This window comes from Segatella copri (genome assembly GCF_026015465.1).
In the GTDB taxonomy this organism is placed as follows: domain Bacteria; phylum Bacteroidota; class Bacteroidia; order Bacteroidales; family Bacteroidaceae; genus Prevotella; species Prevotella copri_E.
The window spans coordinates 59,855-86,598 of sequence record NZ_JAPDUQ010000003.1; the positions used below are offsets into that span (position 1 = coordinate 59,855).

The following is a 26,744-nucleotide window of genomic DNA, read 5'->3' on the forward strand; positions in this document are numbered from 1 at the left end:
CGAAATGGTATTTTTACCCCATTTCGAGCAAAATAGCGTGCGTTTATTTTGCTCGAAACGATATTTTTTGTATATTTGCAGCAAAATAAACGAAAGGATTATGGCACAGAAAATTATCGGAAGAAAGCAGGAGATTAAGGAACTCCTGGATCTTTACAAGGAAAATAAACCTGTTTTTGCAGTAATATATGGTAGAAGAAGGGTCGGAAAAACCTTTCTCGTAAGAGAATTGTTTCAGGATAAAATGAGCTTTTACCATACGGGTTTATCTCCTTACGAGTTGAGTGGTCAAAAAATAATGGAGCAACAGTTGACTAGCTTTTACTCCAGTCTTGTTCGCTATGGCAGCAAGGGTAAGAAGGTGCCATCCTCTTGGCTCGAAGCTTTTGATGCACTCATCAATCTCTTGGAAGAGCAAGATGCAGACAAACGTCAGGTGATATTCATAGATGAATTGCCATGGCTTGACACTCCCCGCTCGGGATTTGTTACAGCATTAGAGCATTTTTGGAATGGATGGGCTGCAGGAAAGCAGAATATCATGCTTATCGTCTGCGGCTCTGCCACGTCATGGATTTCAGACAAGCTATTAAACAACAAAGGCGGTTTGTTTGATCGCACAACTGATGAAATCAAGTTGCGCCCGTTTACGTTGGGCGAATGCGAAGAATACTATCAGGCTAACAACATCGTGATGTCTAAGTTCGACCAGATACAATGTTATATGGCTACAGGTGGCATTCCTTATTATATTTCCATGCTGCAGAAAGGCAAAAGTCTGGCTCAGAATATGGACAGGCTTTTCTTCGAACCTGCAGCCAAACTCGGTTTAGAGTTCGACCGCCTCTATTCTTCTCTCTTTACTAATGCGGAGGATTGCATGACTATCGTGCGCCTTCTGGCTCAAAAAAGACAGGGATATACGCGAAAAGAAATCGTTTCGCTTACAAAAATACCTAATGGCGGGGGGCTTTCTGCTACATTAAAATCACTCGAAGTGAGTGATTTCATAACATCGTATGTTAAGTATGATTATCCCAAGCGTGAGGTATATTTCCGTCTGACAGATTTCTACAGCAAATTCTATTTGTCATTTATTGATGGCAGAAAGACGACCAATCCACATTTCTGGCAAGACAACCTGCTGACACCTGAGCTGACAGCATGGCGAGGTTTTACCTTTGAATCTCTTTGCTATTATCATCTGCCACAAATCAAGCAGGCACTCGGTATTAGTGGAGTGCAGACAGAGGCGAGTCCCTGGAAAAGCAGAAAAGAGAAAGATGGTGCGCAGATAGATATGATTATTGACAGAGCCGACCGTATCATCAATGTTTGTGAAATGAAATTCTGTGAGGATGATTTCTCCATTAATGCTGCTTATGACAAGAATCTGCGCCATAAACTGAGTACGTTTGCTGAAGAAACGAAATGCAGGAGTTCCTTGCATCTTACATTGGTTACTACTTATGGGCTTAAGTTCAACGAATATGCCGGTCGGGTACAAAGTGTCGTTACAATGGATGATTTGTTTAAATAACTGATATCGTTCTTTAACGCAAGTACTTACGATAGTCGATGTAAGTACTTGCGATGATTGATGCGAGAACCGGAAATAGCCAACTGGCAAAATATAAACAGCCAACTGGCAAACTGCAAACAGCCGACTAGCGCAAGAGTCGCTAGTCGGCTGTTTTACTTGAACAGTTATCGAAACCTCCTTTATTTTATTTTCGTATAGGCTTCCTGCCAAATACTCTTCACTCTTCACCAAAAGCCCCGAAACCCCTGTGTTTATCGGCATTCCGAGGGGTGAAGAGTATTCGGGCACTCTTCACCTACTCTTCACCACTCTTCACCCTTCAGTTCTGGCTGATTTGCAATCCTCCTATCAGTCTTTCGCCTCTGTTTCCGTTCCTGACGGTGAAGAGTGGTGAAGAGTGGGTGAAGAGATAAAAACAACTCTTCACCCCTCGGAATGCCGATAAATACAGGGGTTTCGGGGCTTTTGGTGAAGAGTGAAGAGTATTTTGATGATAGCTTCGTTTATTTCTTAAACTGTCTATCTAAAGGTGATGCTTACTGAATCAGCAAGAACAATCTGGGAGTTTGGTGGTCTCTTTGGTTAAGAATCTGTTGATTTCATTCTCAAATTGATCACGATGAGGACTTCCTATCTTGCCTATATGCTTATCTAATATATCTTCTTCTGTATAAAATCTCATATTATTTCTTTTAAAAAACAAGATTAATACTACGGTAAAATTACAAAAAGAATCCGAAGCGCTAAGGCTGTAAAAACTTATCCCTTTCTTCCGAAATCGGCTGGAATCTCGCCCCATTTCTTCGTTTCCCATTTTATAATAGGTATGTTGATGGGGTGGGTGCGGAGCCAGTTCTCGGCTCGGGCGATGACCTGGTAGAGCTGTTCGGTCTGGGGAGTGCGCTCCAGTTTGGTCTTGCATTGTTTCTTGCTTACCCAGAGCTGGGCATTCACGCTGTCGCTATAAATTATCTTGTCGGTAATGCCCTTCTGCTGCATCAGGGCGAGGGCGTGGACGATGGCGAGAAACTCGCCGATGTTGTTGGTGCCGTGGATAGGACCATAATGGAAAACCTGGGCACCGGTCTGAAGGTCGATGCATTGGTATTCCATCGGACCGGGATTGCCGGAACAGGCGGCATCCACAGCCCAAGCGTTGGCTACTACCTCGTTGGGTAGAGGCAAGACTGTATCGTTTCTCCATGAAGGAGGATTTACGGGCATTTTATTCATATTTTTTTCTTTTTGGGGTTGGAAAACAAAAAGGATTGGCTAAAACTGAAATGAGCATGCGCCTTGGAGTCGAGCTCCAGGGCCATGCTCATTATGTCAAATAGTCAATATTTTTTTATTTTTAAATTGTAGGTTATTATATCTTATGTATATATTACATTCTTTCTGGAACCTCGATGCCGAGCAGAGACATACCATTCTTCAGGATCTTTGCCACGTTGGCTGCAAGAACCAGACGGGTAATCTTCTCTGCCTCGCTCTCAGCATTCAGGATGCTGTAGTCGTGATAGAACTGGTTGAACTCCTTGGTCAACTCGTAGCAGTAGTTAGCAATACCACCAGGGTTGTAGTTGTTGCCGGCATCGGCTACGGCTGCTGCGAAGTCGTTCATCTTCTGGATGAGGTCAATCTCCTTCTCGTTGATAGGAGCATCTGCGCCCAACTCAGCAGGAATCTTGATGCCCTCGGCTGCTGCCTTGCGCATGATGCTGCGGATACGAGCGTAGGTATACTGGATGAAAGGACCTGTATTGCCGTTGAAGTCGATACTCTCTTCTGGGTTGAAGAGCATGTTCTTGCGGGCATCTACCTTGAGGATGAAGTACTTCAACGCTCCGAGACCCACGATGCGTGAAATCTCCTGGCGCTCTTCCTCGCTCATGTCCTTGAACTTGCCAAGCTCATCGCTTGTCTGGCGAGCATCCTTAATCATCTCTGCCATCAGGTCATCAGCATCTACTACGGTTCCCTCGCGGCTCTTCATCTTACCGTTAGGCAACTCTACCATACCGTAAGAGAAGTGAACCAAGTCCTTACCCCACTTGAAACCGAGACGGTCGAGCAGGATAGAGAGCACCTGGAAGTGGTAGTTCTGCTCGTTACCTACTACGTAAATCATCTTGTCGATAGGGAAGTCCTTGAAGCGGAGATCGGCAGTACCGATGTCCTGAGTCATATAAACAGAAGTTCCGTCAGAACGGAGCAGGAGTTTCTGGTCGAGACCCTCGTTGGTGAGGTCAGCCCAAACAGAGTTATCATCCTTGCGGAAGAAGAGACCCTTCTCCAATCCTTCCTCTACCTTCTTCTTACCCTCGAGATAAGTGTTTGACTCATAATATATCTTGTCGAAACCTACACCCATCATCTTGTAGGTCTCATCGAAGCCAGCGTAAACCCAGTTGTTCATCTTCTGCCAGAGTGCACGAACCTCAGGGTCGTTGTTCTCCCATTTTACGAGCATCTCGTGAGCCTCCTTGATCAGCGGAGCCTCTACTTTAGCTTTCTCTGTGGCAGCTTCTTCGTCCATGCCCTCCTTCATGTACTGAGCCTTGAGCTCTGCGATTTCCTCACGATAGTGCTTGTCGAAGGCTACATAGTAGTCGCCGATGAGGTGGTCGCCCTTCTTGCCGGAAGTTTCAGGAGTTTCGCCATTGCCCCACTTGAGCCAGGCGAGCATAGACTTACAGATGTGGATACCACGGTCGTTAACGATATTTGTCTTGATTACCTTGTTGCCGTTAGCCTCCATAATCTGGGCTAATGACCAGCCGAGGAGGTTGTTGCGCACGTGACCGAGGTGGAGAGGCTTGTTGGTGTTAGGAGAAGAGTACTCGATCATGACGAGCGGACTGTTCTCAGTAACTGGCTTCTCACCAAACTTAGGGTCAGCGTTGATGGTGTTCAAGAGTCCTACCCAAGCGGCAGGAGCGATAGAAAGGTTGAGGAAACCCTTAACCACGTTGAAGTCTGCGATAACGTTAGCGCAGTTTTTCTTCAGGTATTCGCCGATTTCCTGTGCTGTATCCTCAGGCTTTTTTTTCGACATTTTGAGGAATGGGAATACGACGAGGGTAAGGTTACCTTCGAAATTACTCTTGGTCTTCTGCAGGGCTACCATCTTCTCAGGTACGTCCTGACCATAAAGCTCCTTCACCGCAGCGATGACCGAGCTGATGATTTCGTTTTCTATCTTCATTATTTAATATATCTTTTTTACCGGTAAAATTATCTTTTTAAACTGATTGAAGAGGGATTTGCAAGTTCCCTTTCCGTTTATGCGGCTGCAAATTTACAAATAATAATTGAATTGTGAAAGAAAAATTGCACATTCTTTTGTTTTTTGTCGCATTCTTTAGTTTTTTATTGCTTTTGCAACAGAAATGAAGTATTGCGGGGCTGTTGAAGACTGTCTTTAAAGGGAAGAACTGGAAGTATAAATGGGAATAGGAGCAAAGACCCCGCAAAAAGGGTCTTTGCTCCTATTCTTATTGTTGGTAGCTGAATATAACTTCCGTGATTTATCCCTCAAGGATAATAGCTGCCACGTCTTCGGGCGAATTCCATAGGATTCCGTCTTGCAACTCGTCGTCGGTAAATCCGTTGAGTGCTTCCTGTGCTTCCCTTGGAGTAATGGCTGGAGTGCCGTCCTCGTTCTTAGCATCGAGCAAAGCCTGCAAGATGGCTGCTCTGTATTCTTCGATTGTCATCATAATTTTTATGTCGTTTCGTTGTTTATTTTATGATGGCAAAGGTAATGCATTTTTTTTGAAACACCAAACTTTTTTGTCATTTTCTTTTGGCGGATATTGAAAAAGTTTTATATATTTATATGCCTTTCTATGATGGTATGGGTACCTATTTCTTGGAAAATGGTGCTCCGGTGTTGAAAAAACAATAAAAAATACGGTCGCTCTGCTTGTTTCTAACTTAATTTTCATATATTTGCAGTTGCTTAGCTGAGGCTACCGGCAACATGGAGGTATATAAGATGCTCCAGGATGTGCCTATATATAATAAGGTATAGAATAACCTATATATAATAAGGTGTAATTTCAATCTAATGTATAAATAACTAACAAACATGAAACAGAGACTGTTCGTAACATTGAGTTTGGCAGGATTAGCAATGTCAACCTTTGGTGCAACCAAACCGAAGACTGCCATTAAGGCGTTGAATAAGACGACCATCCAACAGCCAACTTACACAGAATGGCACGACCTTCAGGTGAATGCCATCAATCGTTTTCCGTTGCACACCAATTTCTTCACCTATCCGGCAGATGACTGGGTTTCAGAGAAAGACGGTAAGATCGTGAGCAAGGATATCCTGCACATGAACAAGACGGAGAGCAAGTATTTCCTTTCGCTCGACGGAACCTGGAAGTTCAACTGGGTGGCTAATGCAGACCAGCGTCCTACCGACTTCTACAAGGAAGATCTTGATGATTCCAAATGGAAGACCATGAATGTTCCAGGCAACTGGGAGATGAACGGATTCGGTAATCCGGAATATGTGAACGTAGGCTTTGGCTGGCGCGGACATTTTGACCAGCAGCCACCAGCAGTTCCTACCAAGGACAACCATGTAGGTTCTTACCGCCGTATCATCGACATCCCTGCCAACTGGGATGGCAAGCAGGTTGTAGCTCATTTCGGTAGCGTTACTTCCAACATCTATCTCTATGTAAACGGCAAGTTTGCCGGTTATGCAGAGGATAGCAAGGTAGCTGCCGAGTTTGACATCACTCCTTATCTGAAGAAAGGCAAGAATCTGATTGCCTTCCAGACCTTCCGCTGGTGCGATGGTTCCTGGGATGAGGATCAGGACTTCTGGCGCTTGAGTGGTGTGGCTCGTGAAAGCTATCTATTTGCCCGCGATGCCCAGTTGCATTTGGAGGATATCCGTGTTACTCCTGACCTAGTAAACAACTACAAGGATGGTGTGCTCAATATCTCTACCAAGGTAAAGGGTAACGGCAAGCTAGTCTTCACCCTCTTCGATAAGGACGGCAAGCAGGTAGCAACCACTACCGGCGTGGCAAAGAACGGTACTGCCAATTTCTCTCTGCAGGTAGCTAATCCTCAGAAGTGGAGTGCTGAGACACCTTATTTATATACCCTGCAGGTTTCCCTGATGGGTGCTCAGAAGAAGGACGCTATGAAGGCGGCTAGCATGACTCCTGTCAAGGTTGGTTTCCGCAAGGTGGAAATCAAGAACAAGCAGTTCCTTGTCAACGGTCAGCCTGTGCTCATCAAGGGTGCCAACCGTCATGAGATTGACCCTGATGGAGGTTATGTATTAAGCATGGAGCGCATGATTCAGGACATCAAGATTATGAAGCGCCTGAATATCAACGCTGTCCGTACCTGCCACTATCCTGATGATCCACGCTGGTACGAACTCTGCGATGAGTATGGTATCTATGTGGTAGCAGAGGCTAACCAGGAGAGTCACGGTTTCCAGTATGGTGATGATGCAGCTGCCAAGAAACCGATGTTTGCCAAGCAGATTATGGAGCGCAACCAGCACAATGTTTCCATGTACTTCAATCATCCTAGTGTCGTAACCTGGAGTTTGGGTAATGAGACTGTGATGGGCGATAACTTCCTGCAGGCTTACAAGTGGGTCAAGAGCCAGGACCAGAGCCGTCCGGTTCAGTATGAGCAGGCTCGCAGAGGCGAGGGTACCGATATTTTCTGCCCTATGTACTATCCTGTAAGTGCTTGTGAAAAGTATGCGAAGGACCCTAACAGTCCGATGCCGCTCATCCAGTGCGAGTACAACCATACCATGGGTAACTCAGGCGGTAACCTGAAGGATTACTGGGCTCTGATTCGCAAGTATCCTATCCTCCAGGGTGGTTTCGACTGGGATTTCGTTGACCAGGGCTTGCACCGCAAGGTATTGAAGCCGATGACCATCAAGAATCCTGAGAAGATGAGCAATGAAGAGCTCCGCAAGATAGAATATTGCTACGGTGGCGATTATAACAATTACGACCCTAGCGACAACAACTTCAACTGCAATGGTATCATCGGTCCTGACCGTCAGCTCAATCCTCATGCCTACGAGGTAGCCTACCAGTATCAGAACATCTGGGCTAAGATGGTGAATGCAGAAAAGGGCGAAGTAAGTGTATACAATGAGAACTTCTTCCGCAATTTGAGCAACTATGCTTTGGCATGGAGCCTCATTGAGGATGGCGTGGAGACTCAGAACGGTACCATCGCTGATATCGAAGTGGCTGCCCAGCAGACCAAGAACTTCACCATCCCTTACGACCTTTCTAAGGTAAAGGGCAAGGAGGTGTTCCTCAACATCGATTTCCGTCTGAAGAAGGCTGAACCTCTGATGGAGGCTGGCCAGATTGTGGCTTATGCCCAGCTGGCAGTGAAGGAGAAGAAGTGCTGCGGTCATTGTGCAGAAAACATGGCTAAGGCTCAGAACGGCAAGAAGGTGAAGGCTAAGCTCATCGACAAGAAGGGCGAGCAGGATATCACCGTTACTACTCCTGATCTGACCGTGAAGGTGAACCGTACCACCGGTCTCATCTCTGAATATACCTATCGTGGCAAGTCGCTCCTCGGCGAGGGCGGTACCCTGAAGCCAAACTTCTGGCGTGCTCCTACCGATAATGATTTCGGTGCCGGCCTGCAGAAGAAGTTCCAGGTTTGGAAGAACCCTGTCATGAACCTGAAGGGTGTAGCTGTTGAAAAGGACAAGAAGGCAAACACCATCAGCATCTGTGCAACCTATGAGATGCCAGAGGTGAAGGGTGAGCTGGAAATCGATTATCTCATCATGCCTAACACCGGTGCGATGAAGGTAAGCCAGGAGTTTGATGCTTCTGATGATGCCAAGGTCAGCGATCTGTTCCGTTTCGGTATGCTGATGCAGTTGCCATACGATATGGACAAGAGCCAGTATTACGGCCGTGGTCCTATCGAGAACTATTCTGACCGTGAGGACTGCATGCGCATCGGAATCTACAGCGATGATGCCGACAACCAGTACTTCCCATACATCCGTCCACAGGAGAGTGGAACCAAGGGCGATATGCGCTGGTGGAATCAGACCGATGCTTCCGGTTTTGGATTCAAGGTGAAGAGCAGCAAGCCATTCTATGCTTCCGCCATCCACTTCGATACAGAAGAACTGGATGATGGTGATGACAAGGATCAGCGCCACAGTTTCAACCTGAAGAAGTCAAAATTCACCAATCTTTTCCTCGATGCAGAGCATTCAGGTGTGGCTGGTGAGAACTCTTGGGGTGCATGGCCTTTGGAGAAGTATCGCCTCCATTATGGCGATAAGAACTTCACTTTCGTGCTCATTCCATTAGATAAATAGTAGAAAAGCAGGGATTTGTACAAAAATCCAATATATTTAAACAGAAAATCCACCTCATTCGGGGTGGATTTTTTTATCTTTGCACCACCTATCACGGAAAAGTGTAGGTACAGCCTAAAAATAAAACAATAACGAACAATATGAGAAAAGCAAAATTTTTCGCAGCAGCATTGCTGGCGATGTCTTCACTCGGAGCTTTCGCACAGCATCAGTTTACTGTTCAGGCTAACAAGCCTGGAGCAGAAATCCAGCCTACCATGTATGGTATCTTCTTCGAGGATATCAACTTCGGTGCCGATGGTGGTCTTTATGCAGAGATGGTAGAGAACCGTTCTTTCGAGTTTCCACAGCGCCTGATGGGATGGAATACATTCGGAAATGTAACCCTCAGCGATGTAAAACCTGCCTTCGACCGCAATCCTCATTATGTAACACTTGAGAGCGCAGGCGCACGTGAGAAACAGACTGGTCTTGAGAACCGTGGCTTCTTCGGCATGGGCTTGAAGAAGGATATGAAGTACGATTTCACCGTATATGGCCGTCTTCATCTCATCGATGGCAAGCAGGGCAAGATTCGCGTAGAACTCGTCAATTCCAAGAATGATGTCATTGCCAAGCAGGTCATCAACATCACCAATAATAAATGGCAGAAGCTTACTGCTACCCTTACTTCTCCTCAGACCGATGCCAAGGGTTTGATGCGTGTTTATCTGGAGAAAGGTTCAGAGAGCGTAGATCTCGACCATATCTCTCTCTTCCCTGAGGACAACTGGAATGGTCTCCGTGCCGATCTCGTACAGGATCTTGCCGACCTGAAGCCAGGTATCTTCCGTTTCCCTGGCGGATGTATCGTTGAGGGAACCGACCTCGATACCCGTTATGAGTGGAAGAACTCTGTGGGTGCTCCTGAGAACCGTCCTCTGAACGAGAACCGCTGGAGAGATACCTTCCCACATCGCCTTTTCCCTAACTACTATCAGTCATTGGGCTTGGGCTTCTATGAGTATTTCCTCCTTTCAGAGAAGATTGGTGCTGAGCCATTGCCTATTCTCTCTGTAGGTCTGGCTTGCCAGTATCAGAACGATGATAAGGATCCTAATGCGCATGTAGCAGTCAAGGATCTCCAGAGCTATATCGACGATGCACTCGACCTCATCGAGTTTGCCAATGGACCTGTCACCTCTAAGTGGGGTAAGCTCCGTGCCGATATGGGTCATCCTGCACCATTCAATCTGAAGCAGATTGGTATCGGTAACGAGCAGTGGGGACCTATGTACCCTGAGCGCTTGCAGAAGTTCATGGAGCAGATTCATGCCAAGTATCCAAAGATCAAGATCTGCGGTTCATCTGGTCCATCTGCTGATGGCAAGGACTTCGACTACGGTTGGGAGCAGATGCGCAAGTTGGGCGTAGACATGGTGGATGAGCACTACTACAAGAGCCCGGAATGGTTCCGCAGCAATGCCAGCCGTTACGACAAGTACGACCGCAAGGGTCCTAAGGTCTTTGCCGGTGAGTATGCTGCTCATGCCGAGAATGATCCAAACTCTTGGGAGGCAGCCCTTTCTGAGGCAGCTTTCATGACCGGTTTGGAGCGTAATGCTGATGTGGTTTATCAGGCTACCTATGCACCTCTCTTCGCTCATGTAGAGGGATGGCAGTGGCGTCCGGACCTCATCTGGTTCGATAACCTCAGCTCTGTCCGTTCTGCCAACTACTATGTTCAGCAGCTCTACGGCGAGAACAAGGGTACCAACGTGTTGAAACTTACCGAGAACGGCAAGGCTGTAGCAGGCGAGAATGGTCTCTATGCCACCGCTTGCTTCGACAAGGCTACCAAGAGCTACATCGTAAAGATTGCCAACACTTCTAACGAGGCAAAGGAAATCAATGTAACCTTTAATGGTATCAAGAAGTTGAACCCAGGTAAGGTAACCGTTCTCCATGCCGACGATATTCAGGCAGAAAACAAGATAGACAATAAAAATGTGGTTGTTCCTGTAGTATCAGATGCACAGGTTCAGGGCAATGTATTGAACGTGAAGATGAAGCCAAACAGCTTTGTTGTATACCGTTTCTAATTGCCTACCTCCAATCTTCAATAAACCCTTAAGGTACAAATAGATAAGTGGATAATGTGAATCCCTTGCGACTCTAGTGGTTGCAAGGGATTTTTTCTCTTCTAATGCCCTTGAAATTACATGGCGACGCAGAAGTTTCTGTGTCAGGACGTAGGAAAGATTACGTCGCCATGTAGGAAAAAGGCACTTTATGTATAAGAAAAGTTTGAATTTTGCATAAAAAATACGCTCAAACGCTAGCAATTTGCTCATTTTTTCGTAACTTTGCACCCGCAAACTTATAATTAATAATAAAAGAAAGAATGGCTAATTTGAGATTTGAGGTTGTAGCCGAGGCCTTTAAGAAAAGACCTGTAGAGGTAGAGGCTCCCAAGGTGCGCCCTTCGGAGTACTTCGCCAAGTATGTATTCAACCGCCAGAAGATGTATAAGTATCTGCCATCTGATGTGTACGAGAAACTCATCGATGTGATAGATAACGGTACTCGTCTGGACCGTTCCATCGCTGATGCCGTGGCTGCCGGCATGAAGCTCTGGGCTGAGGAAAACGGGGTAACACATTATACTCACTGGTTCCAGCCATTGACAGAAGGTACTGCCGAGAAGCATGATGCCTTCGTGGAGCATGACGGAAAGGGTGGTATGATTGAGGAATTCTCTGGCAAATTGCTTGTCCAGCAGGAACCTGATGCCAGCTCATTCCCTAACGGCGGTATCCGCAACACCTTCGAGGCTCGTGGCTATTCTGCATGGGATCCAACATCGCCTGTGTTCATCATCGACGATACCCTCTGTATCCCTACCATCTTTATATCTTATACCGGTGAGGCTTTGGACTACAAGGCTCCATTGCTCCGCTCGCTCCATACTCTGAGTGAGGCGGCTACCGAGGTTTGCCACTATTTTTACCCTCAGGTGAAGAAGGTGCAGACCAATCTCGGATGGGAGCAGGAGTACTTCCTGGTAGATGAGAGTCTCTATTCTGCTCGCCCTGACCTGATGCTTACAGGCCGTACCCTGATGGGACACGACTCTGCGAAGAACCAGCAGATGGACGACCACTATTTCGGAACAATCCCTGAGCGCGTGCAGGCTTTCATGAAGGATCTTGAAATCCAGGCGCTCGAACTCGGCATCCCTTGCAAGACCCGTCATAACGAGGTGGCACCAAACCAGTTTGAGCTGGCACCTATCTATGAGGAGTGCAATCTTGCCGTAGACCATAATATGCTCCTGATGAGTCTGATGAAGCGTGTGGCTCACAAGCACGGTTTCCGTGTGCTCCTTCACGAGAAGCCATTCGCTGGTGTGAATGGTTCGGGCAAACACAACAACTGGAGTCTCTGCACCGATACCGGCGTACTGCTCCATGCTGCAGGCAAGACACCAGAGGATAACCTCCGCTTCGTAGTCTTCATCGTAGAGACCCTGATGGGTGTCTATAAGCACAACGGACTGCTGAAGGCTTCTATCATGAGTGCTACCAATGCCCATCGTCTGGGAGCCAACGAGGCACCACCAGCCATCATCTCTTCATTCCTCGGCAAGCAGTTGACCGACCTGCTCGACCATATCGAGAAGGCAGACAAGGAAGAACTCTTCGCCCTGGCTGGCAAGAAGGGTATGGAACTGGATATCCCTGAGATTCCGGAGCTGATGATCGATAACACCGACCGCAACCGTACCTCTCCATTCGCCTTCACCGGAAACCGTTTCGAGTTCCGTGCCGTAGGTTCAGAGGCCAACTGTGCGTCATCTCTCATCGTACTGAATGCTGCCGTAGCTGAGGCTCTCGAAAATTTCAAGGCTCGCGTGGATGCCTTGATTGCCAAGGGCGAGGACCAGACATCGGCTATTATAGATATTGTACGCGAGGATATCAAGACCTGCAAGCCTATCCGCTTCGATGGCAATGGCTATTCTGATGAGTGGAAGGAAGAGGCTCAGAAGCGTGGCTTGGACTGCGAGGCATCCTGCCCAGTGGTCTTCGACCGTTATCTGGACAAGGAAAGCATCGAGATGTTTGCCAAGACCAACGTGATGAGCGAGAGCGAGTTGAAGGCGCGCAACGAGGTGAAGTGGGAGACCTATACCAAGAAGATTCAGATTGAGGCTCGTGTGATGGGCGACCTGAGCATGAACCACATCATCCCTGTGGCTACCCACTATCAGAGCCGTCTGGCAAAGAATGTAGAGGGCATGATTCACATCTTCGGTGGCGAGGAAGGCAAGAAGCTGACAGCCCGCAACGTGAAGATTATCCGTGAGATAGCCGAGCGCACCGAGGCAATAGAGCGTGGTGTGGAGGCATTGGTAGATGCCCGCAAGGTAGCCAACAAGATAGAGAACGAGCGCGAGAAGGCAGTAGCATATCACGACACGGTAGCTCCAAAGATGGAGGAGATCCGTTATCAGATAGACAAGCTTGAGCTTCTCGTAGCCGATGAACTTTGGACATTGCCAAAGTATCGTGAGCTGCTGTTTATCAGATAATATATCCTGGATAAGGAATTGATATAATAAAAAAAGAGTGCATTGTTTGTTACAGTGCACTCTTTTTTGCTAATCCTGAGCAGAAAAGCGCAAACTAAGTTAAATATTCATAAAAGTTTGGGGTTAAAACTCGTAACCTACACATAATCAAATAAAAATGTGTAATTTTGCAGTCCGATTATTTCGGGGATACACTTAGAGTCCCCAAGATATGGTGTGTTAATAGCATGCCCTGTGGCCGGGGTATGTGGTTAGTGAATCACCTGTCTGAATAGTGAGTAAAAAAGATTAAAAACGTTTTTTAGTAGTAAATTTAAATTTTAAAATGGACACATTAAGTTACAAGACTATTTCCGTAAACAAGGAAACAGCTAAGAAAGAGTGGGTCGTAATCGACGCTACCGACCAGGTTGTAGGTCGCCTCTGCTCTAAGGTTGCTAAATTGCTCCGCGGAAAGTACAAGCCAACTTTCACTCCACACGTAGATTGTGGTGACAACGTAATCATTATCAATGCCGCTAAGGTAGTTTTCACTGGTAAGAAGGAAACTGATAAGGTTTACACTCGTTACACTGGTTATCCAGGTGGTCAGCGCTTCAACACTCCAGCAGAGTTGCGCAAGCGTCCTGATGGAATGGACAAGATCCTCCGTCACGCTATCAAGGGTATGTTGCCAAAGGGCCCTCTCGGTCGTTCTTTGATGGACAACCTCTTCATTTACGATGGCACAGAGCACAAGCACGAGGCACAGCAGCCAAAGGCTATTGATATTAACCAGTATAAATAATTAAGGTAGAATGGAAGTAATTAATGCAATTGGTCGCCGTAAGAGCGCTGTAGCTCGTGTATACCTCACAGAGGGTACCGGTAAGATCACAATCAACAAGAAAGATATTGAGACATATTTCCCATCAGCAATCCTTCGCTATGTAGTAAAGCAGCCATTGCAGTTGCTCGAAGCTGAGGGTAAGTATGATATTAAGGCAAACCTCGACGGTGGTGGTTTCACTGGTCAGAGCCAGGCTCTCCGCCTCGCTATCGCTCGCGCACTCGTTAAGATCGACGCTAACGATAAGAAGGCTTTGAAGGATGCAGGCTTCATGACACGTGACTCACGTGCTGTAGAGCGTAAGAAGCCAGGTCAGCCAAAGGCTCGTCGTCGCTTCCAGTTCAGCAAGCGTTAATCTTATACATATTTTATTATATATATACAGATTATATATAGCTGAGCTAAAAAGTTTAGTATCTAAATCGGTGAGATTCCATTAATCGGGGACTACTCATCGACTGATCTAACATTAGATTCAAAAAGAAAGTAAACACAATTAAAAAAGAAAAAACAATGTCAAGAACAAATTTTGACCAGTTACTTCAGGCAGGTTGCCACTTCGGACACCTCCGTCGCAAGTGGAATCCAGCAATGGCTCCTTACATCTTCATGGAGCGTAACGGTATTCATATTATCGACCTCAACAAGACTGTCGCTAAGATCGACGAGGCTGCTGAGGCTCTCAAGACAATTGCCAAGACAGGTAGAAAGATCCTGTTTGTCGCTACTAAAAAACAAGCTAAGGACGTAGTTGCTGAGAAGGCAGCTTCTATCAATATGCCATACGTAAACGAGCGTTGGGCTGGTGGTATGCTCACCAACTTCCCTACAATCCGTAAGGCAGTTAAGAAAATGACAAACATCGATCGTCTGTTGAACGATGGTACATTCTCTAACCTCTCTAAGCGCGAGTTGCTTCAGGTAAGCCGCCAGCGTGCTAAGTTGGAGAAGAACCTCGGTTCTATCGCAGATATGGCCCGTCTCCCAGTAGCCCTCTTCGTTGTTGACGTAATGAAGGAGCACATCGCTGTTAAGGAGGCTAACCGTCTTGGTATTCCAGTGTTCGGTATCGTAGATACCAACTCTGATCCTAAGAATGTTGATTACGTTATCCCAGCTAACGACGATGCTAAGGATTCTGTAGATGCTATCCTTACTGCAGTTTGCGGTGCTATCGCTGAGGCTCTCGAGGAGCGCAAGGCTGAGAAGGCTGACGACAAGGCTGCTGCTGAGCAGAAGGATCAGCCTAAGAAGAAGGCTGCCCGCAAGGACGAGGCTGAGTAATTAGGCAAAGAAATATATACTGAAGCCATTGATTCTGTTTATGATTCGATGGCTTTAGTAGCTTTTAAGCAAAGATTATTATTAACTTTTTAATATAAAAATATTATTATGGCTGTTTCAATTGAAGATATCAAGAAACTTCGCGCTATGACTGGTGCTGGTCTTGCTGACGTTAAGAAGGCACTCACAGAGGCTGAAGGTGATTTCGATAAGGCAAAGGAGTTGCTCCGTGAGCGTGGTCTCGCTATCGCTGCTAAGCGTTCTGACCGTGAGACTTCTAACGGTTGCGTTCTCGTTAAGAAGGTTAACGATTTCGCTGCTATCATCGCTCTCAAGTGCGAGACTGACTTCGTAGCTAACGGTGCTGACTTCATCAAGTTGACATCTGACATCCTCGACGCTGCTATCGCTGCCAAGGCTCACACTCTCGACGAGGTGAAGGCTTTGAAGGTTGGCGAGTCTGATGCTCAGGCTGCTGTTACACAGCGCTCTGGTATCACTGGCGAGAAGATGGAGCTCGACGGCTATTGTGTTCTCGAGGGTGACAACATCGAGGTTTACGACCACATGAACAAGCACACTTTGTGTACTATGGTTCAGCTCAACGAGAACAACGAGGAGGCTGGTCACAAGGTAGCTATGCAGGTTGCTGCTATGCGCCCTGTAGCTCTCGACGAGTCTTCAGTTTCTGAGGAGACTAAGAAGACTGAGCTCGAGGTTGCTGTTGCCAAGACTAAGGAAGAGCTCGTAGAGAAGGCTGTTAACGCAGCTTTGAAGAAGGCTGGCATCAACCCAGCTCACGTTGACTCTGAGGATCACATCGAGAGCAACACCAAGAAGGGTTGGTTGACACCTGAGCAGGCTGAAGAGGCTCGCAACATCAAGAAGACTGTTGGTGAGGAGAAGGCTGCTACTTTGAACCCTACTATGATCCAGAACATTGCTAATGGTCGTCTGGCTAAGTTCTTCAAGGAGAACTGCCTCGTTGACCAGGAGTTCCAGTTCGGTGACGGTGACAAGCAGACTGTTGCTCAGTACCTCGCTTCTCAGAGCAAGGATCTCAAGATCGTTGCTTACCAGCGCTTTACTCTTGCTGCTGAGTAATCATTACTCAAAAGCAAGCGTTAATTTGACTTATAGTTAAATTAGAATACCGGGAGTTATGAAGTTAAGCCTCGCTTTGCTTCTAACTCCCATTTCTTTTTTATATAAAAATTTGATGTTATGAAGATATTTGCCATCGGTATGAACTATACCGAACACAATAAATCGCTGCATGGTACGTTATCTAAACCAGAGCGTCCTGTCATCTTTACCAAGGCAGATTCTGCTTTGCTCAATAACGGCAAGCCTTTCTTCATCCCTGATCATCTGGGAAGAATTGAGTATGAAACCGAAGTAGTGGTCAGAATATCCAAGTTGGGAAAGACCATTCCGCAGCGTTTCGCCCACCGCTATTACGATGCAGTAACCGTAGGTATCGACTTTACGGCACGCGAGATGCAGAAGAAACTGCGCGAGGCTGGCCAGCCTTGGGAACTCGCCAAGGGATTCGACGGTTCTGCGGTTATCGGCGAATGGGTCGACATCCAGAAGTTCCGTGATATCCAGGCACTGCACTTCCGTCTCGACCTCAATGACAAGACCGTACAGGAAGGCTGTACGAGCGATATGCTCTACAAGGTAGATGAAATCATCTCCTATATCAGCCAGTACTTCACGCTCAAGACGGGCGACCTGCTCTATACCGGATGTCCTACAGGCTGCGGTCCTGTCAACATAGACGACCATCTCGTAGGCTATCTCGAAGACAGGAAGGTGCTCGATTTTCACTGTAAATAAACAATATTGCAAGTAATATATCGATATGAACACAACGAAGGTTTGGAAATACATGCTGCTGGCATGCCTGCTCATGCTGGTGGTTCCTGCTCAGGCACAGCGATTCTTCAATCTGACCTCTTCTGAAGTCAGAGTAGATTCCGTGTTGCCCCGTTTCGTGTATTCCATTCCTTTGACCGGTGCATATCGTGACTCCGTATATACCGTCAGCCTGAAATATGGCGAGTATATTGATATGACTGCCTCCGATATCGCCAATTACAACCGCCTTTCGGGTGCAGTTCCTCCTGAGCAGGTATTACCCCAGCAGCGGGTTACCGAATGCCGTAAGCAGGGCGTACTCCAGATAGATTTCAGTCCTGTCGTATTCCGCAATAACCGCTATCAGCTGCTGGTCAGCTTCATGCTCCAGGTAGATGCCCGTCCTCTGAAGCGCTCCGAGCGTTCCAGTCGAGGTTCTCTGTTGGCTAAGGGCAAAGTATCAGCCTTCACTTCTTCTGATGCTTTGCGCTCAGCCTCTTCCCTCTATGCCTCCCATTCCGTCCTGGCCTCAGGCAGATGGGCGAAGATCAGAGTCAGCGAAACCGGTTTCCATCAGCTTACCGAACAGGTAGTGCGCCAGGCAGGTTTCTCCGATATCAGCAAGGTGAAGATTTACGGCTATGGCGGCAATCTGCAGAACGAAGCCCTTCTGGCGAGCGAACTGCAGGCTACCGACGATCTTCAGGAAGTTCCTCAGTGCATCGTTGGCGGCAAGCATTATTTCTATGCCCAGGGACCGGTTTCCTGGAAGTCAAAAACCGCCCTCCAGCGCGTCCGTAATCCTTATTCCGATTACGGCTACTATTTTATTACCCAGACCGATGGAGAGCCTCTGGTGCAGGATTCAGCCACCTTTGTCTCTTCCCATTATCCGCAGTCTTACGATTACCATTCTCTCTATGAGTCAGATGGTTACAGCTACTATCATGGCGGCAGAAACCTCTTCGATGCAGAAGAGCTGAAGGTGGGCGATGAAAAGAAAGTGGTAATCACGAATACCACCGGTTCTGCGGCAGGCAAACTCTCTGTAGCCCTGACTACCGCCACAAACAGCGTGGTTCAGATACTGAAGAATGGCAAGGTTTTGGGCGAAATCACCCTTTCTCTCAAGGATGACAATCCGTTGGAGGATATATCTTACCTCAAGGCTACAGAGCGGGTTGTCACTTATCCCATTTCCGATTTCCAGGATAAGGATACCATCTCCATCAAGGTCTTGTCAGGTGCTTCCATCCGCCTCGATTATATCTCCGTAACGTGGGCAGAGCCTAGAAGCTGTGCCTTTACCGCTGCCAACCTTGCCGCCGGTGGAAAGATTCCGGCTGCCCAGTATGTCTACGGCATCACCAACCAGAATCATCATGCCGATGGAGCAGCCGATATGGTCATCGTCATACCCGCCTCACAGAAACTGCTGAAACAGGCACAGCGGCTGAAAAAATTTCATGAACAGCACGACGGACTGCGCGTTACCATCGTGCCTGCCGATGAACTCTATAACGAATTTTCTAGCGGTACCCCCGATGCCAACGCCTACCGCCGCTACCTGCGCATGCTTTCTGATAAGGCGCAGAGCGAGGCAGATATGCCGAAATATCTCCTGCTCTTCGGCGATTGCGTATGGGATAACCGCATGCTTACCTCCGGTTGCAGAACCCTGAATCCAGACGATTATCTGCTGTGCTTTGAGAGTGAAAACTCCTTCAGTGCCGTTTCCTGCTTCGTCAGCGACAGCTGGTTCGGCATGCTCGGCGAGGGAGCCGGACTGTATCCTAACCGCGAGCTGCAGGATGTAGCCGTAGGCCGCTTCCCGGTAACTTATGCAGAAGAAGCCCAGGTGCTGGTAGACAAGACCATCAGCTATGCTCAGAATGCCAATACAGGCGCCTGGCAGAACACCCTGATGTTTATGGGTGATGACGGAAACGGAAACCTCCATATGCAGGATGCCGATGATGTGGCAAATGATGTGCTCACCACCTATCCCGCCTATCTCGTCAAGAAAGTGATGTGGGATGCCTATACCCGCGAAACTTCCTCTTCGGGTAATACCTATCCCGAGGCAACGAGAATCATCAAGCAGCAGCAGGCTGCGGGAGCCCTCATCATGGATTATGCCGGACATGGCGATCCTACCCAGATGTCGCACGAATCAGTTCTGAAACTCACCGATTTTGCCGATTTCCGCAATACCAACCTGCCGCTCTGGGTAACCGCCTCCTGCGATATCATGCCGTTCGACGGACTCGAAGCCAACATCGGCGAATATGCGCTGCTCAACGATAAAGGCGGCGCAGTAGCCTTCTATGGCACCACCCGTACCGTTTACGCCCAGTATAACAGACATATCAACCGTGCCTTCATCCACAGAGTGCTCAGTCTGGTAGATGGCAAGCCTGTCACGATAGGCGAGGCGCACCGACTGGCGCAGAACGACCTGGTGAGCGGCAACGGACCAACTTCCGGCTCCGATGTCACGGTGAACCATCTCCATTATTCCCTTCTGGGCGACCCGGCGCTTGCACTCAATCTGCCTAAGTATCAGATAGTAGTAGATTCCATCAACGGCATCCCTGTTGCCGGAGCCGCAACCCTGCCGATGCTGAAGGCAGGCTCTATCGCCCGCATGGCAGGTCATATCGAGGGAGCAGACGACTTCCGGGGTGTGATTACCGCTACCGTAAGAGATTCCAAGGAAACGGTTACCTGTCGCCTGAACGATACCGGCAAGGATGGCGCAGAGAAGGCTTTCGAATACAAAGACAGAACCAAGACCCTGTATCAGGGCACCGATAGCGTAAGAGGCGGCAAGTTTGCCTTCTCCTTTGCCGTTCCGCTGGATATCAATTATTCCAACCAGAGCGGTTTGGTCAACCTCTATGCGGTGAATACCGCCAAGACCCTCTCTGCCCACGGCTCCAGCGAGCAGTTTACGGTAGGCGAGAGCGAGGAGCAGAAGAACGATTCCATCGGTCCTTCCATCTATTGCTATCTCAATTCGCCTTCCTTCGTAGATGGCGGCAATGTCAACACCACTCCGTTCTTTGTGGCAAAGATAACCGATAAGGACGGAATCAATGCTGCCGGAAGCGGTATCGGCCACGACCTGAAGCTGGTGATAGATGGCGATATGTCGAAGACCTACGTGCTGAACAGCAATTTCACCTACGATTTCGGTACCTATACCAGCGGTTCTACCTATTACAGCATACCGCAACTGGAACCGGGCAAGCACGAACTCACCTTCCGAGCCTGGGATATCCAGAACAACAGTTCTATGGTGAAGCTCCGTTTCAATGTGATGAAGGCACTGAGTCCGGCGCTCTTCGATGTGGGCGTAACCGCCAATCCGGCTAAGACCTCCACCACCTTCATCATCAGTCACGACCGCACAGAGAGCGATATGGACGTGGTGGTAGAAGTGTTCGATTCATCGGGCAGACAGCACTGGCGCCATTCCGAAAGCGGTGTACCTACCTCGGGCAGCTATACCGTAAGCTGGGACCTCACCTCCGATAGCGGCACCCCTCTGGGCACCGGCGTATATCTCTATCGCGTCAAGGTGGCGAGCGATGGCAGCAGCTACACCTCTAAAGTCAAGAAACTTATCATCATCAAATAAAAAATATATTTACAATGGCAATGAAAAGAATCTATAAGATATTCATCTTGGGATGTCTCGCTCTGATGGCATCAGAAGTGAAGGCGCAGGATAAGAAAGATCTCTTCAATCCTGTGAACTATGCAGTCATTTCGCAAACCATAGCTCCTGATGCCCGTGGTGGCGGTTTGGGAGATGTCGGTGCGGCTACCGATCCTGATGTCAACTCCCAGTACTGGAATCCGGCAAAATATCCTTTCACCATTTCGCGTGCTGGTGTGTCGCTCAGCTTCACTCCTTGGCTGCGCTCGCTGGTCAATGATATGAATCTTGCCTATCTCTCTGGCTATTACCGCATTGGCGATTATAGCGCCGTATCAGCATCGCTCCGTTATTTCAATATGGGCGAAGTGTTTACCAGTCAGGAGGGTGCCGAGAGTGGTACGGGTATGACCATCAATCCTTACGAGATGTCGGTCGATGTGGCTTATTCTCTGATGCTCAGCGAGAAGTTCTCTCTTGCTGCCGCCATCCGCTGGATCTATTCCGATATGCGCTTCGATTATACCGAAGATAATTCGCCAGCCTCCGCTTTCGCAGCCGATATCGCCGCCTATTACCAGAACTATGTGGTTATCGGCCAGCGCGAATGCCAGTTGGGTTTGGGCTTGAATATTTCTAACATCGGTAGTAAGATTACCTTCAGCGGCAAGGAGTATGGCGAGTTCCTGCCAGCCAACATGCGTCTGGGTGCCTCGCTGATGATTCCTATCGACGAGTACAACCGCGTTACCCTGGCAGCCGATGCCAACAAGTATCTGGTGCCTACCGTTCCTAAGCAGGAAGAGGGTGAGGACAATTCAGAATACGAAGACCGTGTGCATCGTGAGTATGATGATATTTCGGGCATCAGCGGTATCTTCAAGAGTTTCAGCGATGCCCCTGGCGGTTTCAAGGAAGAGCTGGAAGAAATCAACTACGGTCTGGGTGCCGAGTATGTATACAATGATAAGTTTGCGCTCCGTGCCGGTTATCATCACGAGAGTCAGAGCAAGGGTAACCGCAAGTACTTCACCGTAGGTGCCGGTTTCAAGATGAATGTCTTCTCGCTCGATGCTGCCTATGTGGTGGCTACCGCCAAGAGCAACCCGCTCGACCAGACCCTCCGCTTCACCCTGTCGTTTGATATGGATGGACTGAAGGACCTGTTTAAAAGGTAGTGCTTAACATTAATTATAAAGTTATGAATATACGTGTAGGATTTGGATATGATGTCCACAAGTTGGTGGCTGACCGCGACTTGTGGCTGGGAGGAATCAAGATAAATTATGAACTGGGATTGCTGGGCCACAGCGATGCCGATGTGCTGATACATGCCATTTGCGATGCCCTGCTGGGCGCTGCCAACATGCGTGATATCGGATACCATTTCCCCGATACGGCAGCAGAAACACTGAATGTGGATTCTAAAATTCTGCTCCGCAAAACGATGCAACTGATAGCTACCAAGGGCTATACACTGGGCAATATCGATGCCACAGTCTGTGCCGAACGCCCTAAACTCAATCCGCATGTGCCAGCCATGAAAGCCTGTCTGGCAGAGGTAATGGGGGTAGACGAAGACCAGATATCCATCAAGGCAACAACCACCGAGAAACTCGGATTCACAGGCAGAATGGAGGGCATCTCCGCCTATGCCACCGTTCTTATCCAGAAAGGATAGAACAAAGATAAGGCACGGATTACACGGATTACACGGATTTATAGTGCTAATAATAAGTAAAGCGATTATCATCTCTCTTAAAACTTAAAAATCCGTGTAATCTGTGCCTAAAAACTGCAAAATGTAGGAAAAGTATCAGAAAGTTGTTAATTTCCGTTCCTTTTGTTCATTTTTGCTTGATATATATCAAAAAAATGCAAAAACGTCACACTTTCTTGGCTAAACATTTGGTGGATAGCCGAAATAGTAGTAATTTTGCAGCGTCAAAAGGTTAATAGATTGTTTAGGTTAGTAGTAATAGATTTAGGTTTTTAGTTATTAGGTTTTAAGGTAGATTGTTTAACCGATAATTGAGAAGGTCGTGAGACTATTTTGATTAGATTTTTTAAGTTAAACATATTGCATGCCACAGCTCGTTGAGAGTTGTGGTATGTTTTTTTTATGCCCCATTCTCCCCCCTTCCGTTTCCTCTTTTCCGATTTCTTCGAAAAAAACATGCCCTTTTATTTTGTTTTGTCTCCGATTTGTACTATCTTTGCAGTATCAATCAATATACGCAGCTTTTTGCGGTATCAAAAATATACGCAGATGAGAGTACTCATAGTAAATACAAGTGAAAAGACAGGCGGAGCGGCAGTAGCAGCCAACCGCCTGATGGATGCCCTTAACAACAATGGCATTAAGGCAAAGATGTTGGTACGCGACAAGGAGACAGAAGACATCACCGTGGTCAGTCTGCCCCGTTCGCTCAGGTTGCAGTGGAACTTCCTGTGGGAGCGCTGGTGCGTGTTCTGGCATCTCCATTTCTCCCGCCAGCGTCTCTGGGAGGTAGACATGGCAACATCGGGTACCGATATCACCAGGCTCCGCGAGTTTCAGGAGGCAGATGTCATCCATCTCTCCTGGATTAACCAGGGCATGCTCTCACTCAAGAACATCCGCAAGATAATCCGCAGCGGCAAACCGGTGGTATGGACCATGCACGATCTCTGGCCAGCTACCGGCATCTGCCATTATGCGCGCGGCTGCAACCGCTATGCCTCCGCCTGCGGCAACTGTCCGCTTCTCCCCAATAAAGGCAGCAAGAACGACCTCTCAGCAAAGATATTCCGCCGCAAGAAGGAACTCTACCATCGCGGTGCCATCTCCTTCGTCACCTGTAGCCGTTGGCTCGAACGGCAGGCTAAGGGCAGCGGTCTCTTCATAGGGCAGCGCATCACCAACATCCCGAATCCGATAGACACCCACGTGTTCTGTCCGCAGGATCAGGCAGAGGCGCGTCTGCGTGCCGGTCTGCCAGCCGACAAGCATATCATCCTCTTCGTATCCCAGCGCGTAACCGACGAGCGCAAGGGCATGCGCTATTTCATAGAAGCCATCGACCGGCTGGTAGCGCGCTATCCCGAGATGAAGGAGAATACCGCCATCGCCATCCTGGGCGGCCATTCCGAGGAAGTAAACCTCACCCTGCCGTCCTATTCGCTCGGCTATGTCAGCGATGAGAAGCAGATTGTGGCAATCTACAATTCAGCAGATGCCTTCGTGCTGCCATCGCTCGAAGATAACCTCCCTAACACCATCATGGAGTCGATGGCGTGCGGCGTGCCGGGCATCGGTTTCAGGGTAGGAGGTATACCGGAGATGATAGACCATCAGCAGAACGGCTACGTGGCCAACTATCGCGATACCGAAGACCTGGCGAGTGGCATCCATTGGGTACTCGAAGAGGCCGACAGGGCGGCTCTGAAGCAGGCATGTCTGCAAAAGGTAGCACAGAGCTATTCGCAGCATGCAGTAGCATTGAAATATATTGAAGTTTATAACGAGGCGATGGCCTACAAAAACTATAAGTTATGATTAAGTTCACCGTCGTAACCTGTACGTACAATGCCGAGAAGGTGTTGCAGCGTACCCTCGACAGCGTGCAGCGCCAGACCTACTGCAACATCGAACATATCATCATGGATGGCGGTTCCCGCGACCGTACTCTCCAGCTGGTGAAGACATATCAGCATCGCAATGCAGTAGGCGAGAGCTCGCACGAAATCGTGGTCATATCAGAGCCCGACAAGGGACTTTATGATGCCATGAACAAGAGCATCGACCGTGCTACGGGCGATTACCTGGTGTTCATGAATGCCGGCGACACCTTTCCTACAGCCGATACGCTGGAGTATGTAGAAGGCTGTGTAGGCGAAGGCGAAGTACTGCCCGGCGTACTTTACGGCGATACTGATATCGTGAACGGGATGGGTTGTTTTCTGCGTCATCGCCGCCTGGCCCCACCCAAGAAGCTCACGTGGCGTTCGTTCATCTGGGGCATGCTGGTATGCCACCAGTCATTCTATGCCCGCACAGACATAGCCCGTGAGATTCATTACGATCTGCACTACCGTTATTCGGCAGATGTAGACTGGTGCATCCGCATCATGCGGGAGTCATCTCGCCGCAAGTTGCCGTTGCGCAACGTCCATGCCGTCCTCACCCATTTTCTGGATGGTGGCATGACCACGCAGAACCACAAAGCCTCCCTGAAGGAGCGTTTTCAGGTGATGCGCACCCATTACGGCCTTCTTCCCACCCTTGCAGTTCATGCCTGGTTCGTGATAAGAGGGGCTGTAAAGAGATAGAATTTTTTAAAATTGTTTAATAATATTTGTTTGCAAAGTATTGACTATTAACTAGTTAGTATACCATGTACGGCGAAATACCGTATATGGGTAGCCGACTGCTTAAAGGGTTTTAAAAAAGCCCCCGATGCGTGATGCACCGGGGGCTTTGCTATGTCGAATCAAAATTTAAAAAACATCTTTTTTTTTTACCTTTTTACCTTTTTACTTTTTTACCTTTAAAGAGTACAGCTGGTAACTCCGAGCGTAGTAGCGATGGCTGTGAGGAAGGAGATTGCAATCTGCAAAATCGTTTTCCAGGTATTTGCTTTCATCATCTTTATTTTTATTTTTAATGTTAAGTGTTAAATGTTAATGTTAACTTGGTGAGGGGATACGCTAGCTTTCTACTTGCCGCCCTCAGGCGAGGGCTTTATTCAAGCCCATCGCCGCCCTGCTCAGTACCGCCGCCGGTAGTACCTGAGCCGCCCTGGCTGGTGTCAGAGCCGCCGCCCTGTTCAGTGCCGCCACCGGTAGTACCACCGCCTGTGGTGCCCTCTCCGTCGGTGCCGATATAGCCGCCGTACTCCTGAATCTTGCACTTCTTGCGCAGCTCAGTATTGCTCCAGCTCTTCGTGTTTCTCACAATCAGGTGCACGCCTTCCACGCTGGCAGCTGTCACCTTCTCCTTGGTATCCTCCGCCTTGGAGCTCATACCGATGGAGAACAATCCGAGGTCAGAGAGACGCACGCTCTTGCCGTCGAGAATCAGCTCCTGCAGATGGTCGAGTGCATCCATCAGCACACCGTGGATGGTACCACGAGAGTAAGGCGAGCCGTGGTCGGAGATATGCGATACGAATCCCTCGAAGTCCACTTCGCGGTCGGTTACCGAAGTAGCATACCACTTCTTCTTACCTGCGTTTTCACCAGTCTGAGGTGTGCGCTGTACTTTACGATATTTCAATGTTCCTTTTACTTCCATGATCTTAAATTTTTAAAGGGTTAATAAAATATTGATTGTTAACTTTTTGGGGGGGCGCTTTGTCGAGTGCAGCCTTTCTTCGAACGACAGTGCAAAGATACTGCAATTTCCCGATACCACCAAATTTCAGCGTGTGATAAGGCGCGATTTTCAGCACGCTTTCAATCCGAAACCTGTTAAATGTTATAACTCACACTAAATTGGACTTTGGTTGAATATCAATAAGTTAGGCGTTTGCCTTTATAATATAGGTAACAATATGGAAACGAGCGGACTTCTGCTCGTTTCTGTATTTTGCAATATGCAAAGAACGCCTTAATTCGGGGACAAAGATACGATATTTTTCTAAA

General features: G+C 48.0%; 20 protein-coding genes. 15 read left to right on the plus strand and 5 right to left on the minus strand.

Features of this window, described 5'->3' with window-relative positions; genetic code table 11:
• Nucleotides 1-100 precede the first annotated feature (100 nt).
• Both ONT08_RS11445 and ONT08_RS11450 read left to right on the plus strand, forming a co-directional pair.
• Nucleotides 101-1,540: an AAA family ATPase gene (locus tag ONT08_RS11445; RefSeq protein WP_194252622.1), complete on the plus strand. Its 1,440-nt coding sequence runs from the start codon at nucleotides 101-103 to the stop codon at nucleotides 1,538-1,540.
• 272 nt (nucleotides 1,541-1,812) lie between these two features.
• Nucleotides 1,813-1,956, plus strand: a complete 144-nt coding sequence (locus ONT08_RS11450; RefSeq protein WP_264959985.1) for a hypothetical protein — start codon at nucleotides 1,813-1,815, stop codon at nucleotides 1,954-1,956.
• Nucleotides 1,957-2,302: 346 nt separating this feature from the next.
• Here the strand turns inward: ONT08_RS11450 and ONT08_RS11455 are convergent, their stop codons facing one another.
• The 3 genes from ONT08_RS11455 to ONT08_RS11465 form a co-directional block, all read right to left on the minus strand.
• Nucleotides 2,303-2,776, minus strand: a complete 474-nt coding sequence (locus tag ONT08_RS11455; protein ID WP_153091509.1) for an RNase H family protein — start codon at nucleotides 2,774-2,776, stop codon at nucleotides 2,303-2,305.
• A 154-nt stretch (nucleotides 2,777-2,930) separates the two neighbouring features.
• Nucleotides 2,931-4,751: an arginine--tRNA ligase gene (gene argS, locus ONT08_RS11460; protein WP_254974418.1), complete on the minus strand. Its 1,821-nt coding sequence runs from the start codon at nucleotides 4,749-4,751 to the stop codon at nucleotides 2,931-2,933.
• A gap of 322 nt (nucleotides 4,752-5,073) precedes the next feature.
• Entirely contained in the window at nucleotides 5,074-5,265 is a 192-nt protein-coding gene (locus ONT08_RS11465) for a hypothetical protein (RefSeq protein ID WP_117587888.1), read from the minus strand.
• 371 nt (nucleotides 5,266-5,636) lie between these two features.
• On the opposite strand from ONT08_RS11465, the gene ONT08_RS11470 reads away from it, so the two are divergent.
• From ONT08_RS11470 to ONT08_RS11530, 13 genes are all read left to right on the plus strand, one after another.
• Entirely contained in the window at nucleotides 5,637-8,906 is a 3,270-nt protein-coding gene (locus ONT08_RS11470; RefSeq protein ID WP_264959986.1) for a glycoside hydrolase family 2 TIM barrel-domain containing protein, read from the plus strand.
• Between the two features lie 140 nt (nucleotides 8,907-9,046).
• Nucleotides 9,047-10,987: an alpha-L-arabinofuranosidase C-terminal domain-containing protein gene (locus ONT08_RS11475; protein WP_117587886.1), complete on the plus strand. Its 1,941-nt coding sequence runs from the start codon at nucleotides 9,047-9,049 to the stop codon at nucleotides 10,985-10,987.
• Between the two features lie 302 nt (nucleotides 10,988-11,289).
• The gene (locus tag ONT08_RS11480) at nucleotides 11,290-13,479 is read left to right on the plus strand and encodes a glutamine synthetase III family protein (RefSeq protein WP_264959987.1); all 2,190 of its coding nucleotides are present in this window, start codon (nucleotides 11,290-11,292) and stop codon (nucleotides 13,477-13,479) included.
• Between the two features lie 325 nt (nucleotides 13,480-13,804).
• Complete coding sequence (rplM, locus tag ONT08_RS11485; protein WP_006848007.1) at nucleotides 13,805-14,266, plus strand: 50S ribosomal protein L13; 462 nt, start codon at nucleotides 13,805-13,807, stop codon at nucleotides 14,264-14,266.
• A 10-nt stretch (nucleotides 14,267-14,276) separates the two neighbouring features.
• Complete coding sequence (rpsI, locus tag ONT08_RS11490) at nucleotides 14,277-14,663, plus strand: 30S ribosomal protein S9 (RefSeq protein WP_006848006.1); 387 nt, start codon at nucleotides 14,277-14,279, stop codon at nucleotides 14,661-14,663.
• 158 nt (nucleotides 14,664-14,821) lie between these two features.
• Nucleotides 14,822-15,592, plus strand: coding sequence for a 30S ribosomal protein S2 (rpsB, locus tag ONT08_RS11495; protein ID WP_022120437.1), 771 nt, complete (start codon nucleotides 14,822-14,824; stop codon nucleotides 15,590-15,592).
• Between the two features lie 108 nt (nucleotides 15,593-15,700).
• Nucleotides 15,701-16,696, plus strand: a complete 996-nt coding sequence (gene tsf / locus ONT08_RS11500) for a translation elongation factor Ts (protein WP_119236156.1) — start codon at nucleotides 15,701-15,703, stop codon at nucleotides 16,694-16,696.
• A 120-nt stretch (nucleotides 16,697-16,816) separates the two neighbouring features.
• Nucleotides 16,817-17,434 carry a fumarylacetoacetate hydrolase family protein gene (locus ONT08_RS11505; protein ID WP_022120436.1) on the plus strand — a complete coding sequence of 206 codons (618 nt, stop codon included), beginning with the start codon at nucleotides 16,817-16,819 and terminating at the stop codon, nucleotides 17,432-17,434.
• 25 nt (nucleotides 17,435-17,459) lie between these two features.
• Complete coding sequence (gene porU / locus ONT08_RS11510; RefSeq protein ID WP_264959988.1) at nucleotides 17,460-21,098, plus strand: type IX secretion system sortase PorU; 3,639 nt, start codon at nucleotides 17,460-17,462, stop codon at nucleotides 21,096-21,098.
• A gap of 20 nt (nucleotides 21,099-21,118) precedes the next feature.
• Nucleotides 21,119-22,297, plus strand: a complete 1,179-nt coding sequence (gene porV, locus ONT08_RS11515) for a type IX secretion system outer membrane channel protein PorV (protein ID WP_264960167.1) — start codon at nucleotides 21,119-21,121, stop codon at nucleotides 22,295-22,297.
• Between the two features lie 23 nt (nucleotides 22,298-22,320).
• Nucleotides 22,321-22,800: a 2-C-methyl-D-erythritol 2,4-cyclodiphosphate synthase gene (ispF, locus tag ONT08_RS11520; RefSeq protein WP_117586436.1), complete on the plus strand. Its 480-nt coding sequence runs from the start codon at nucleotides 22,321-22,323 to the stop codon at nucleotides 22,798-22,800.
• 588 nt (nucleotides 22,801-23,388) lie between these two features.
• Nucleotides 23,389-24,657 (plus strand): glycosyltransferase family 4 protein, encoded by a 1,269-nt coding sequence (locus tag ONT08_RS11525; protein ID WP_264959989.1) that lies wholly within the window; start codon nucleotides 23,389-23,391, stop codon nucleotides 24,655-24,657.
• Entirely contained in the window at nucleotides 24,654-25,430 is a 777-nt protein-coding gene (locus tag ONT08_RS11530; protein ID WP_264959990.1) for a glycosyltransferase family 2 protein, read from the plus strand. Before ONT08_RS11525 ends, ONT08_RS11530 begins: the two co-directional genes overlap by 4 nt.
• Nucleotides 25,431-25,648: 218 nt before the next feature.
• On the opposite strand, the gene ONT08_RS11535 is transcribed toward ONT08_RS11530, so the two are convergent.
• Entirely contained in the window at nucleotides 25,649-25,747 is a 99-nt protein-coding gene (locus ONT08_RS11535; RefSeq protein WP_228112321.1) for a smalltalk protein, read from the minus strand.
• 95 nt (nucleotides 25,748-25,842) lie between these two features.
• Nucleotides 25,843-26,394: an HU family DNA-binding protein gene (locus tag ONT08_RS11540; RefSeq protein WP_153089268.1), complete on the minus strand. Its 552-nt coding sequence runs from the start codon at nucleotides 26,392-26,394 to the stop codon at nucleotides 25,843-25,845.
• Nucleotides 26,395-26,744 lie beyond the last annotated feature (350 nt).